General features: G+C 67.3%; 12 protein-coding genes. 6 read left to right on the top strand and 6 right to left on the bottom strand.

All coding sequences use genetic code 11. The features are described 5' to 3' along the window. Positions 1–8 precede the first annotated feature (8 nt). Complete coding sequence (locus ACRDU5_RS09775) at positions 9–1,901, top strand: ABC transporter ATP-binding protein (RefSeq protein ID WP_526614285.1); 1,893 nt, start codon at positions 9–11, stop codon at positions 1,899–1,901. A 9-nt stretch (positions 1,902–1,910) separates the two neighbouring features. Further along, positions 1,911–4,085: a molybdopterin-containing oxidoreductase family protein gene (locus tag ACRDU5_RS09770; RefSeq protein ID WP_526614284.1), complete on the top strand. Its 2,175-nt coding sequence runs from the start codon at positions 1,911–1,913 to the stop codon at positions 4,083–4,085. On the opposite strand, the gene abmR is transcribed toward ACRDU5_RS09770, so the two are convergent. Both abmR and ACRDU5_RS09760 read right to left on the bottom strand, forming a co-directional pair. Then, complete coding sequence (gene abmR / locus ACRDU5_RS09765; protein WP_526614283.1) at positions 4,082–4,657, bottom strand: ATP-binding transcription factor AbmR; 576 nt, start codon at positions 4,655–4,657, stop codon at positions 4,082–4,084. The two genes, ACRDU5_RS09770 and abmR, sit on opposite strands and share 4 nt — an antisense overlap. Positions 4,658–4,732: 75 nt before the next feature. Next, a complete protein-coding gene (locus tag ACRDU5_RS09760; RefSeq protein ID WP_526614282.1) occupies positions 4,733–4,936 on the bottom strand; it encodes a hypothetical protein in 204 nt (67 codons plus the stop codon). Between the two features lie 38 nt (positions 4,937–4,974). Between ACRDU5_RS09760 and ACRDU5_RS09755 the strand changes: the two genes are divergently transcribed. Further along, entirely contained in the window at positions 4,975–5,853 is an 879-nt protein-coding gene (locus ACRDU5_RS09755) for an AIM24 family protein (RefSeq protein WP_526614281.1), read from the top strand. Position 5,854: 1 nt separating this feature from the next. Here the strand turns inward: ACRDU5_RS09755 and dtd are convergent, their stop codons facing one another. Next, positions 5,855–6,286: a D-aminoacyl-tRNA deacylase gene (gene dtd, locus ACRDU5_RS09750; protein ID WP_526614280.1), complete on the bottom strand. Its 432-nt coding sequence runs from the start codon at positions 6,284–6,286 to the stop codon at positions 5,855–5,857. A gap of 60 nt (positions 6,287–6,346) precedes the next feature. On the opposite strand from dtd, the gene ACRDU5_RS09745 reads away from it, so the two are divergent. Next, positions 6,347–6,943, top strand: a complete 597-nt coding sequence (locus ACRDU5_RS09745) for a class I SAM-dependent methyltransferase (protein WP_526614279.1) — start codon at positions 6,347–6,349, stop codon at positions 6,941–6,943. A 2-nt stretch (positions 6,944–6,945) separates the two neighbouring features. On the opposite strand, the gene ACRDU5_RS09740 is transcribed toward ACRDU5_RS09745, so the two are convergent. After that, the gene (locus ACRDU5_RS09740) at positions 6,946–7,599 is read right to left on the bottom strand and encodes a DUF305 domain-containing protein (RefSeq protein ID WP_526614278.1); all 654 of its coding nucleotides are present in this window, start codon (positions 7,597–7,599) and stop codon (positions 6,946–6,948) included. Between the two features lie 69 nt (positions 7,600–7,668). Between ACRDU5_RS09740 and ACRDU5_RS09735 the strand changes: the two genes are divergently transcribed. Further along, entirely contained in the window at positions 7,669–9,912 is a 2,244-nt protein-coding gene (locus ACRDU5_RS09735) for a heavy metal translocating P-type ATPase (RefSeq protein WP_526614277.1), read from the top strand. 18 nt (positions 9,913–9,930) lie between these two features. On the opposite strand, the gene ACRDU5_RS09730 is transcribed toward ACRDU5_RS09735, so the two are convergent. Beyond that, on the bottom strand, positions 9,931–11,046 hold the full coding sequence (locus tag ACRDU5_RS09730) for an adenylate/guanylate cyclase domain-containing protein (protein WP_526614276.1): 1,116 nt from the start codon (positions 11,044–11,046) through the stop codon (positions 9,931–9,933). Positions 11,047–11,059: 13 nt separating this feature from the next. Continuing rightward, positions 11,060–12,184: an adenylate/guanylate cyclase domain-containing protein gene (locus ACRDU5_RS09725; RefSeq protein WP_526614275.1), complete on the bottom strand. Its 1,125-nt coding sequence runs from the start codon at positions 12,182–12,184 to the stop codon at positions 11,060–11,062. A 23-nt stretch (positions 12,185–12,207) separates the two neighbouring features. Between ACRDU5_RS09725 and ACRDU5_RS09720 the strand changes: the two genes are divergently transcribed. Beyond that, positions 12,208–12,443, top strand: a 236-nt coding sequence (locus tag ACRDU5_RS09720) for a DNA-deoxyinosine glycosylase (protein WP_526614274.1), incomplete at its 3' end; no start/stop codon positions are given.

Genomic DNA, 12,443 nt, shown 5'->3' with positions numbered 1-12,443 from the left:
CCGGGCCGATGGGGCGTCCCATCCGCGGGATGGTGCAAGCGCCGACGGAACGGTCCCGCGACTTCAAGGGCTCGGCCGTCCGGCTGGTCAAGCGGCTGACGCCACAGCGCCGGTTCACCGCCGCCGTGATCCTGCTGGGCGTCGGCGGCGTCGCGATCGGCGTGATCGGTCCGCGGATACTCGGGCACGCCACCGACCTGCTGTTCAACGGTGTCATCGGTCGGCAGCTGCCCGCCGGGCTCACCAAGGAGCAGGCCATCGAGGCCGCGCGCGCCCGCGGCGACAACACATTCGCCGACCTGCTGTCGGGCATGAACGTCGTTCCCGGTCGCGGTGTGGATTTCGGCGCCGTCGGGCGGACGCTGTTGCTGGCGCTTGCACTGTATCTGGTTGCCGCGCTGCTGATTTGGCTTCAGGGGCGGCTGCTCAACGTGATAGTGCAGCGGACCATGGTCTCGCTGCGGTCCGACGTCGAGGACAAGGTGCACCGACTGCCGCTGGCGTATTTCGACTCCCGGCAGCGCGGGGAGGTGTTGAGCCGGGTCACCAACGACATCGACAACGTTTCCACGTCGCTGGCGATGACCATCAGTCAGCTGCTCACCTCGGTGCTGACCGTGGTGGCGGTGCTGGTGATGATGTTGACGATCTCGCCGCTGCTCACCTTGCTGACGGTGGTGACGGTGCCGGTGTCGTTGCTCGTGACCCAGGCGATCGCCCGGCGTTCGCAGCGGCTGTTCGTGGCGCAGTGGGCCAACACCGGGCGGCTCAACGCCCACATCGAGGAGACCTACAGCGGATTCACGCTGGTCAAGACGTTCGGTCACCGGGCGCACGCGGAGGATCGGTTCCGCGAGTTCAACGCCGACGTCTACCAGGCCAGCTCCGGGGCGCAGTTCTTTTCGGGGTTGGTGGGGCCAGCCACCACCTTCATCGGCAACCTCAGCTACGTCGCGGTCGCGGTGGTGGGTGGCCTGCAGGTGGCCACCGGTCAGATCACGCTGGGCAGCATCCAGGCGTTCATTCAGTACGTGCGCCAGTTCAACCAGCCGCTGTCCCAGGTGGCCAGCATGTACAACGCGCTGCAGTCCGGCGTGGCAAGCGCGGAGCGGGTTTTCGATCTTCTCGACGCGGACGAAGAGCCGCCGGACAAGCCGGTGCGACTGCCGTCGCCGGACGGTCAACGGGGCCGGGTCGAGTTCGAGCAGGTCAACTTCGCGTACCGACCCGGCACGCCGGTCATCGAGGACCTGTCGCTGATGGCCGAGCCCGGCAGCACGGTCGCGATCGTCGGGCCTACCGGGGCGGGCAAAACCACGCTGGTCAATCTGCTGATGCGGTTTTACGACGTGGACTCGGGGCGAATCCTGGTCGACGGCGTCGACATCGCGTCGGTCAGCCGGGAGTCGCTGCGGTCGCGGATCGGGATGGTGCTACAGGACACCTGGCTGTTCGGCGGCACCGTCTACGACAACATCGCCTACGGCAGGCCCGACGCCGACGAGGACGAGGTGATCGAGGCCGCCAAGGCCGCCTATGCGGATCGGTTCGTGCACACGCTGCCCGACGGATACCAGACGTGGGTCAGCGATGACGGCGGCAACATCAGCGCGGGCGAGAAGCAGCTGATCACCATCGCGCGGGCGTTCCTGGCCCGGCCGCAGCTGCTGATCCTCGACGAAGCGACCAGTTCGGTGGACACCCGTACCGAGCTGCTGATCCAGCACGCGATGGTCGAGCTTCGCCGCGACCGGACCAGCTTCATCATCGCCCACCGGCTTTCCACGGTCCGAGATGCCGACCAGATCCTGGTGATGGAGGCCGGCAGGATCGTCGAGCGCGGCAGCCACGCCGAGCTGCTGGCCCGCCGCGGCGAGTACTGGGCAATGGCCCAGGCTTAAGATCCAGAGATGGCCGCGGTGGACACCAGGACGGTGCACACGTTCTGCCGGTACTGCCTCGCCTCGTGCGGCATCGAGGTGACGGTCGAGGACAACCGCGTCACCAAGATCTCGGCCGACAAGCACAACCCCCACACCTGGCAGGACTTCTGCGCCAAGGGACGGACCGCCCACCAGCTCGTCGAGCATCCGCGCCGGATCCTGAACCCGATGCGCCGGGTGGGCGACACCTACGTGGAGGCCACCTGGGACGAAGCCATCGCCGACATCGCTTCGAAGATGAACGCGCTCATCGACGAAGGCGGACCCGATGCGGTGGGCATCTACTACGGCAACCCGTCGGGTTTCTCGTCGTCCAACATCATCTTCATGAACGGCTGGCTGGACGCCGTCGGCACCCGCAACCGGTATTTCGTCGGCTCGGTCGACCAGAACGCGATGCACGTGGTCGCCGACGCGATGTACGGCTCGATGTTGATGGCGCCGGTGTCCGACATCGACAATTGCGACTACTTCCTGCTCGTCGGCACCAATCCCGCTGTCAGCGCGTGGAATTGGCTGGAGACCGTCCCCGGCGGTTGGCGGCGCGCACTCGATCGACAGAAGCGTGGCGCGACGATCGTCGTCGTCGACCCGTTGCGGACCGAAACCGTGGCGAAGGCCGATGTGCATCTGGCGGTTCGGCCTGGACAAGACTGGGCGCTGCTGTTGGCCATGATAGAAGTGATTCTCGATGAGGGTCTCGAGCACAAGCAGGACTGCACCGAACTCGCCACCGGCGTACCCGAACTGCGCATGCTGGTCGCCGACGCCGATCTCGACGATCTCGCTTCCCGATGCGATGTCCCGCGCGCGCAGATCGAGCGCGTCGCGCGCGATTTCGCCGGCGCCCGTGGGGCAATGGCGGTCACTCGCACCGGAGTCTCCCTTCATCTCGCGGGCACCGTCGCCGAGTGGCTCGGACACGTGCTCAACGTGATCACCGGACGGATGGACCGCCCCGGCGGCCGCAGGTACGAACCCGGATATGTCGATGCGCTGCGCCTCGCCGGAATGACGAAGGCCAACCCGCACAAGAGCCGGCTCCTCGGGCGCGACATGGTCGCGGGTGCACACGCGCTCAGCGAGCTGCCTGACGAGATCACCACGCCGGGACCGGGTCAGATCCGTGCGATGGTGATCAATTGCGGCAACCCGGTGGTATCCGGACCCGACGGAAGCAAGCTCGACGAGGCCTTCGAACAACTGGACCTGCTGGTGGCCATCGACTTCGTGCAGCGGGAAAGCCACCGGCATGCGCACTGGCTGTTGCCGGCCGTGCACTGGCTGGAGCGCGACGACCTGCTGGCGTTCACCAGCAACATGCACGACGAGCCGTACGTGCAGTACGGGGTCAGGGCCGTCGAGCCGCCGCCCGGGGCTCGTCAGGAGTGGCGGATCTTCGTCGACCTCGCGATCGCCATGCGCAAGCCGTTGTTCGGCGCCAAGGGTCTCAACGCTTTCATCAAGGCCACTCGGCGAATCGCGCGCGTCACGCAGAGGCCGGGCCTGGAGTTCGGGCCGCACTGGATCGACCGGCTGCTGGTGGCCACATCGCGAAAGTTCAACGGACACAGGATCAAATGGCGCGACGTCATGGCGCACCCGCACGGATGGGTGTTGGGTCCGCGCGAGTTCGGCCACTTCAGGGCTGCTTTGAGAACCGACGACAAGAGGGTGCACGCCGCGCCTCCCGAATTCGTCGCGCGGACACGGGAACTCCTCGCCGAGCCGCGTCCGGAGGCACCGGCGGGCTACCCATTCCAGCTGGCTAACCGGCGCAACCGCCACGCGATGAACTCGTGGCTGAACGAACTCCCCGGGCTGCATCCGTCCGGCAAGAAGAACGAAGTGGTGATCAATCCGGATGACGCGGCAGCGCTCGGTGTCGGTGATGGCGATTTGGTAAGGGTGTTCTCCCCCACCGGCCAAATCGAACTCAACGCGACCCTCAGTGACCGACCGCGTCGCGGCGTGGTGATCATCGACCACGGTTGGGGCTCACGGATCTTCGACCCGCGCGGCGGCTCGGAGCCGCAGTCCTACGGCGCCAACCGCAATCTGCTCATCGACGGCGGGCCCGTCGACCCGCTGTCGCAGACCGCGGCATTGAGCTCGTCGTACGTGGGCGTCGCGCGCGTTTAGACCTGTGGGCCCTCGGAGCGCAGATCGTCGACGTTCCTCATCGCGTCGCGCAGTTTGGCCAGCCACTCCTCGGTGTGCTCGCCAACGAGCCTGACCGACCAGGCCAGCGCATCGGAACGCGACCGCGCCACGCCAGCGTCGACCAGGGTGTCGAGGACTTGACGCTCCGGTTGCTTCAGCCGTGTCATCACCGGAACGGCGATGTGGGTGAACAGGATTCGCTCAAAGCTATCGTCACCGACCGCCCCGATTTCTATGCCCCAGGAGACCTTGCGGCCATACGTGTCCTGCGCCTCGTCGGCGATCCGCATGCGCTCCGGCCGGGTCTCCTCCCGGAATCGGGAGACGCGGCCCGACGCACGGGCCTCGCTCTGCTCACCTTCCGGCTCGGGCAGCCGGCCGATGACGGTGATCTCTTCGCGGTCGACAACGACCGTGGGGTCGCCGTCGAACCAGTCCTCCGGCAGGCGTCCGGCGAACCACTCGGCGGCATCGCTGGCGTCTGGCTGTTGGGCCTGTTGCCAGCCGCCGGGGCGGCCCGACCGTCGGCCATGTGCGTGATGGTGCCTCATGCTTACATGATTACACTGTTACACGACTGATGGGACGGCTTTCACCCGCAGCGAACAGTCCGGTTTTGTGAACGCCTACTTCCGCTTCATGAGCAGGGCGGCGCCACCGCCGACCACCATTCCCACCAACAGCAGCACGGCCCAGCCCGCACCGAACAACCACCCGACCGCGACCAGCGCGATGATCGCCGGCGACGCGGCGAACAGCACCATTCCGGGGTGCTCCTTGATGACCGCGAGGGCGCTCTGCGCCCGCACCCGGTCGATTTCCTTAGCCATACCACCAGGATGCCAGCGGTTGCCCTAGTTTGGTTGCCATGACAGGAACTGGACCGGGCAGCTGGCAACCGGATCCCGAAGGGCGCTACGAGTATCGGTGGTGGGACGGGCGGCGCTGGACCGATCAGATCTCTCATTGCGGGCAGGTCGGCCGGGCTCCGATGGGCGGCGCGCCACCGGTGCAGGGGCAGCAGCGCGACGGTCCGGCGCAGGCGGCTGCGATCGGCCAGCCTCCCGGCGACGGTTTCGCCGGCATCACCGGCGATCTGGTCGACGGGCGGTTCAGCGAGAAAGAGGCGAAGCCGATTGCGAACCAGAACGCAAAGCTGCTGCGGGTTCGCCTCGGCGAACCCTTCATGGCCCGCCAGGGATCGATGGTCGCCTATCAAGGCAACGTGGACTTCGCCTTCGAGGGCGGCGGCGCCTCGAAGTTCATCAAGAAGGCGCTGACCGGCGAGGGACTGCCGTTGATGCGGTGCCAAGGGCAGGGCGACGTGTTCCTCGCCGAGCGGGGCTACGACGTGCACCTGCTGCACCTGGCGAACTCCGGCCTGTCGATCAGCGGCAAGAACGTCCTCGCGTTCTCCTCCAGCCTCGACTGGAACATCGAGCGGGTGAAGGGCGGCGGCATCGCGACCGGAGGCCTGTTCAACACGACGTTGCGCGGCACGGGCTGGGTGGCGCTCACTACCGACGGCCCGCCGGTAGTGCTCAACGCTGCGGAGGCACCGACCTTCGCCGACACCAACGCGGTGGTGGCGTGGTCGGCGAACCTGCAGACGCAGCTGAAGACGAGCTTCAAGGCCGGAGCGCTGATCGGCCGCGGTTCCGGCGAGGCGATCCAGGTGTCGTTCTACGGCCAGGGATTTGTCATCGTGCAGCCCTCGGAGGGCATCCCCCCGGTGCCGTCGCAGTAGCTCACACCTCCAGTAGCACCGTCACCGGGCCGTCGTTGACGAGCTCGACCTGCATGTGCTCACCGAAGACCCCGGTCTCCACCTGCGCGCCGAGGTGTCGCAGCGCGTCGGCGAACGCGGTCACCAGCGGTTCGGCGACCGCGCCGGCCGCGGCCGCGTTCCATGTTGGGCGCCGACCCTTCGCGGTATTGGCGTACAGCGTGAACTGACTGACCACCAAGATCGGCGCACCGACGTCGGCGGCGGACTGTTCATCGTCGAGAATGCGTAGCTGCCATAGCTTTTCGGCCAGCCGCCGCGCCTTGTCGACATCGTCGTCGTGGGTCACACCGACGAGGGCGACCAGCCCCTGACCATCCGGCCGGATCGCCCCGACCACCTCGCCGTCGACCGAAACCGATGCCGACGAGACCCGTTGCACCAGCACGCGCATAGCGACGACGCTAATACGTAGCCCTAGCCGGATATACCCTACGGGGGTAGCGTAGTGACCATGAAGCTCAACTCCATCGAACGCGCGGCGATGAACAACCCGGTGCGGGCCGCGCACCAACACCGTCGGGAGGCGGCGTGGTTCCGGCGGTTGGCGGGCGGCACGCTGTCCGATCAGCATGTGCTGGAAGTCGGCTGCGGCCGCGGGGTCGGCTCGGAGGTCATCCTGGACCGGTTGGGTGCTGCGCGGGTGACGGCGTTCGACCTGGACGAGTCGATGGTCGAGTTGGCGCGCAAACGACTGCACGGGCGTCGGGTGGAGTTGTCGGTCGGCGATGTCTGCGCGATCGAACAACCGGCGGGCTCGGTCGACACCGTCGTGGATTTCGGCATCATCCATCACGTCCCCGACTGGCAGCAGGCGATCTCCGAGATCGCGCGGGTGCTGCGGCCGGGTGGACTGGTGTTGTTCGAAGAGATCCCGCGGCACGTGCTCGACACCTGGGCGTTCCGCACGTTCACGGTGCATCCACGCGAAAACCGGTTCGACGCCGAGGAGTTCGGCGCCGAACTGGCTCGGCACGGGCTACACGGCTCCGGCCGGATCGAGCATCATTTCGGGGGCATGGTGTTCGTCGGCGCCGGACGGAAGACCTGACGCTACAGCGACGCCACGATGTCCTTCATGGTGTCGATCTCCTGCTGCTGGCTCGTCACGATCGACCGAGCCAGTTCGACCGCCGGCGGGAACTGACCTTCCTCGATTTCGGTCTGCGCCATCGCAATTGCGCCCTCGTGATGCGCGATCATGTCGGTCAGGAACAGCCTGCTCGCCTCGACACCCTGGGCGTTCCTCAGCGCGTTGATCTGCTGTTCGGACATCATCCCCATCGAGCTGTCGGACATCCCCGGCATGTCGTGGCCCGGCATGTTCTCCTGCGCCATCGGCGGCATGGGTGGGTTGCCCCACTGGTTCAGCCAATCCTGCATCTGCTTGATCTCGGGATCCTGAGCGGCCTTGATCTTGGTGGCCAGATCGGTCACCCGGGCATCGATGGCCTGCTTGCCCAGCACGATGTCGCTCATCTCGATCGCCTGCTGGTGATGCGGGATCATGTGCCGGGCGAACGTGACGTCGGAGTCGTTGTGGTCCTGGCTGCTCGGCGCGGCCGTCGTCGGCGAGTCCGTCGCGGTGGCCGATGCGGTATGCCCCGTCGGGTGCTCGGTACCAGCGTCGTTGTTGCCACAGCCGGCCGCAACGACCAGGGCAGCGACCGCGCCGGCACTGATCAGAATTAATCGCTTCCACTTCACGTTGGTGATCCCTTCGTCGTCGTATCCTACCGCCTTTACCTATACCCCCTACGGGTATAAGGTGCAAGTATGACGTCCACCGCCCACACCGACGACCGCAGCGCGATCACCCTCGAAATAGGTGGAATGACCTGCGCTTCGTGTGCGGCTCGAATCGAGAAGAAGCTGAACCGGATCGACGGCGTCACTGCGACCGTCAACTTCGCCACCGAACAGGCGCAGGTCGATCTCCCCGAAGCCGTCACGCCGGCAGAGCTGGTGGCCGCAGTCGAAGATACCGGCTACACCGCCACGCTGCCCGTCCGCGCCGAGGAGTCCGAGGCGCCGGAGCAGCCCGAGGAGGCAGCGTCGTGGCGACGACGACTTCTTGTCTCGGTGACGCTGAGCGTGCCGGTGGTAGGGCTGTCGATGATTCCCGCGCTGCAGTTCGACAACTGGCAATGGCTGGCGCTGGCACTCGCCTCGCCCGTCGTGGCGTGGGGCGCCTGGCCATTCCACCGCGCAGCACTGGCCAATCTGCGCCACCGTGCGGCCACGATGGACACGCTGATCTCGGTCGGCGTGCTCGCGGCCTACCTGTGGTCGGTCTGGGCGCTGTTCTTCACCCACGCCGGCATGCCGGGCATGAAGATGACGTTCGATCTGCTGTCGAAGGGCGACGGCGCGCCGCACCTTTATCTCGAGGTTGCCGCCGCCGTCACCACATTCATCCTCGCCGGGCGCTATTTCGAGGCCCGCGCCAAGCGGCGGTCCGGCGCGGCCCTGCAGGCCCTGCTCGACATGGGGGCGAAGGACGTCTCTGTTGTGCGCGACGGGTCGAACGAAACACGCATCCCCATAGGCCAACTCGCGGTCGGTGACGTCCTCGTGGTGCGGCCCGGTGAGAAGATCGCGACAGACGGTGTGGTGACGTCAGGGACATCGGCGGTCGACGCGTCGATGCTGACCGGCGAACCGGTGCCGGTCGAAGTGGGGCCCGGCGACAGCGTCGTCGGCGCGACCGTCAACGCCGGTGGACGCTTGCACGTACGAGCCACCCGGGTCGGCGCCGACACGCAACTCGCGCAGATGGCTCGGCTGGTGACCGAAGCCCAGAACGGCAAGGCCGAGGTGCAGCGGCTGGCGGATCGGGTGTCGGCGGTCTTCGTTCCGATCGTCATCGGACTGTCGTTGTTGACCCTGGCGACCTGGCTGCTCATCGGCGGATCGGCAAGCGCGGCCTTCACCGCCGCCGTCGCGGTACTCATCATCGCCTGCCCGTGCGCACTGGGCCTGGCCACTCCGACCGCCCTGCTGGTGGGAACCGGCCGCGGCGCGCAATTGGGCATCCTGATCAAGGGTCCGCAGATTCTGGAGTCGACGCGGCGCATCGACACCGTCGTGCTGGAAAAGACGGGCACGGTGACGACGGGGCTGATGTCGGTGGTGTCGGTGCACGCCGTCGATGGCGAATCCGATGCCGAAATGCTGCGGCTGGCAGGCGCTCTCGAACACGCATCGGAACATCCCATCGCACATGCGATTGCCGCCCGTGCCGCCGACGCCGGACCGCTGCCACCGGCAACCGACTTCGAGAACCACGGCGGCAGCGGCGTTACCGGCGTGGTCGAGAATCGCTCGCTCGCCGCCGGCCGCCACGGCTGGCTGCGCGACGAGTTGGGGTTGACGGCTCCCGACGAGCTTCGCGAGGCGGCGGACCGGGCCGAAACCGACGGCAGCACCCCGGTGTGGCTGGCCGTCGATGGCCGGATCCGCGCGGTCATCGTCGTCGCCGACACCATCAAAGACACGTCACGCGCGGCGATTGCCGAACTCCGCGAGCTCGGGCTGACCCCGGTGCTGCTCAGCGGGGATAACCGCGGCGCGACGTCGGCGGTCGCTCGTCAGCTCGACATCGACGAGGCGATCGCCGAAGTCCTGCCCGCCGAAAAGGTAGACCAGATCAAACGGTTACAGGGCCAGGGCAGGGTGGTCGCAATGGTCGGGGACGGGGTGAACGACGCCGCCGCCCTCGCGCAGGCCGATCTCGGCCTGGCGATGGGCACCGGCACCGACGTCGCGATCGACGCCTCCGACCTGACCCTGGTGCGCGGCGATCTGCGGGCCGCGCCCGACGCGATTCGGTTGTCCCGTGCGACATTGCGCACCATCAAGGGCAACCTGTACTGGGCCTTCGCCTACAACGTCGCCGCGCTGCCGCTGGCCGCCGTCGGCTTGCTGAATCCACTCATTGCCGGCGCCGCCATGGCGTTCAGTTCCGTGTTCGTGGTCAGCAATAGCCTGCGGCTGCGACGGTTCACACCGTCGCGGTAGCAGCGTCAAGTTGCTGCGTCAGAGAGAAGCGCGGTGCGCGCGGAAAAGCTTCACCTCACCGCTGACACCCTTGAGACGTCGCGCTCCCGCCGACGACCACTCGAACCCGCCCCCGTTGCCGACCGCGTCCCGGGTGGACTCCGCGATCAGCACTGTCCCGGGACGAGCCGCGGCCGTCACCCTGCTTGCCACATTGACGGGGCTGCCGAACCAGTCGCCGGCACGGGTAACGGCGCATCCGGACGCCACGCCAATCCGAAGCGGCGGCAAGTCATTTGCCTCGGCCGCATCGACCAGATCGAGCACGGCGCCCACCAACGGTGCCGGGTCGAAGCAGACCAGCATCACCGCGTCGCCGATCGACTTGACGAACCGCACCGGCGCTGGCGACACGTCATGGGCGAGTTCCGCGAGCCGGTTGGCCACCCGCTCGAGGTCCTCGGCCGGAAGTGCCTCACCCAGCCGGGTGAATCCGGCAAGGTCGGCGAAACACACGGTGACCTGACGCGCGCCGGGAAGCGTTCCGGCGGCACGCTCGGCAGCATTCACCGCCTCCGTCTCAAACGAATGCCGCAGCACAAGGCGCAGCAAGTCCTCCATCATCGGCCCGATCATGGGAGCGGCCCGCAGCGCCATCGCCTCCGATGCCTCGGCAAGCTCGATCTCGGTCGCGCCGGGTTTCAGCATCGCCTTGAGCGCGGCCTCACGCATGATCGCCGCAGCGTGACCCAGGCTCTCCATCACCACCCGCATGACGGCCAGCGTGTCCTCGGGATCGAACCCCAGATCGAGAAAGGACTTCGCGTGCGCGGCGGCCTCGCCGTCCGCCCGCAGCAGAACCGCCGCGTCGGGATCCTCGATCGCGGGCAGGCCGATCGCCCGCTGCAGCCGTTGCACCAGCTCCAGGTCGACGCCGGTCGATTCGCATACCTCGCGCGCCGACACATAGTCGCCGTCGTCGCCGAATACCCGATTAGCCGGCAGCATCAGCGGCGCCGCGACCGACGCGCGGATGTGGTCCAGGTCGAAACCTCGGTCAAGCAGCCAGCCAATCAGCTCCGCGCGTTCCTCTCGCGCGTCGCCCTCCAGGCCGTCGAGCAGCCCCAACGCCTCAAAATCGACGTCCGCCGCCATAGCAGCCAACGTACTATTCCGGGCCTGCCGTGCGGGCCCGGAACAGCTTGACCTCACCCTTGACACCCTTGAGGTGCCGCGCACCGGCAAATGACCAGCTGAACTCCTCGGCGGAGCCAATTGCGTCGTGCGCGGATTCGGCGACCAACACCGAGCCCGGGCGGGCCACCCCGGTCACCCGGCTGGCCACGTTCACCGGGCTGCCGAACCAGTCGCCGGCTCGCCGGACGGCACTCCCGGCGGCAATCCCCACGCGAAGCTGTGGAAGGTCCTCCTTCTCGGCGGCGGCCACCAGTTCGAGGGCGGCCCGTAGCAACGCCGCCGGGTCGGTGCTGACGAACATCACCGCATCACCGATTGTCTTGATGAAGCGCACGGGTGGAACCGCGACGTCTCGCGCCAGACCGGACAACCGGTTGGCGAGGTCCTCCAATTCTTCGGGCGGCACCGCCTCGCCCAGCCGGGTGAACCCGACGAGGTCGGCAAAACACACGGTTACCTCGCGGGCGCCAGGCAGGCTGCCGGCGGCACGCTCGGCGACACTGACCGCCTCGGTCTCCAGCGTGTGGCGGAGCTGCAGGAGGAGGACGTCCTCGGCCATCGGCCCGAGCAGCGGCGACACCTTTCGCACCATTTCCCCGTAGGCCTGGGCGATCTGCAGCTCAGTGGCACCGGGCTGGATCACCGCCTCCAGCACCACCTGGCGCATCACTTCGGCGGTCTGGGCCAAGCCCTGTCCCAGTACCCGCGACACCGCGATGACCTGCTCGCGGGTGAAACCGAGGTCGACGAATACCCTTGCGCGGGCAGCGGCCTCGGCGTCGGCCCGTAGCAGGACCGGTGCGTCGGGGTCGTCGACCCGGGGCAGCCCGAGTGCCCGCTGCATGGCCTGCAGCAGCTCCAGATCGATGCCGGTGTCCTCGCAGAGCTGTCGTGCGGACACATATACGCCATCGTTTCCGACGACGCGTCCCGCCGGCAACAACATCGGCGCGAACTCGCCCCGGATCTGCTCGACGGTGAATCCCTCGCCGATCAGCCAGTCGATCAGCTCGGCGCGCTCTGCCCGTGCCACCCCGTCGAGACCGTCCAGCAGTCCCGAGGCTTCGATAGCTCCAGTATCGATGTCATCGGCCACCGCCTCAACGTATACCTGTGGTGATGACCAGACCGCTGTTGCAGGGGCTGCAACCGATCATCGATGACGGCGCCCGGCTGCTGATTCTCGGCAACATGCCGAGCGTGATGTCGCTTTCCGTGCAGCAGTATTACGCCAATCCACGCAACGCGTTCTGGCGAATTACCGGCGGGATCTTCGGGTTCGACGCCTCCGCCGCCTACGAATCCCGCACGGCCGCACTGCGTGCGCGCGGTGTCGCGGTGTGGGATGTGCTGCG

This window comes from Mycobacterium sp. (assembly GCF_050701515.1).
GTDB lineage: Bacteria > Actinomycetota > Actinomycetes > Mycobacteriales > Mycobacteriaceae > Mycobacterium.
The sequence above is the reverse complement of the archived record's forward strand: the minus strand, read 5'-3'. Positions and strand labels throughout refer to the sequence as shown.

What these genes read in the sequence shown, in the direction of transcription:
- dtd (WP_526614280.1), bottom strand. Translation starts at nt 6,286, where the DNA reads ATGCGCGTGCTGGTGCAACGGGTCTCGTCGGCATCGGTTTCGGTCGAC.
- ACRDU5_RS09730 (WP_526614276.1), bottom strand. Translation starts at nt 11,046, where the DNA reads ATGGCGGCGGACGTCGATTTTGAGGCGTTGGGGCTGCTCGACGGCCTG.
- ACRDU5_RS09755 (WP_526614281.1), top strand. Translation starts at nt 4,975, where the DNA reads ATGACAGGAACTGGACCGGGCAGCTGGCAACCGGATCCCGAAGGGCGC.
- ACRDU5_RS09745 (WP_526614279.1), top strand. Translation starts at nt 6,347, where the DNA reads ATGAAGCTCAACTCCATCGAACGCGCGGCGATGAACAACCCGGTGCGG.
- abmR (WP_526614283.1), bottom strand. Translation starts at nt 4,657, where the DNA reads ATGAGGCACCATCACGCACATGGCCGACGGTCGGGCCGCCCCGGCGGC.
- ACRDU5_RS09735 (WP_526614277.1), top strand. Translation starts at nt 7,669, where the DNA reads ATGACGTCCACCGCCCACACCGACGACCGCAGCGCGATCACCCTCGAA.
- ACRDU5_RS09775 (WP_526614285.1), top strand. Translation starts at nt 9, where the DNA reads ATGGGGCGTCCCATCCGCGGGATGGTGCAAGCGCCGACGGAACGGTCC.
- ACRDU5_RS09760 (WP_526614282.1), bottom strand. Translation starts at nt 4,936, where the DNA reads ATGGCTAAGGAAATCGACCGGGTGCGGGCGCAGAGCGCCCTCGCGGTC.
- ACRDU5_RS09770 (WP_526614284.1), top strand. Translation starts at nt 1,911, where the DNA reads ATGGCCGCGGTGGACACCAGGACGGTGCACACGTTCTGCCGGTACTGC.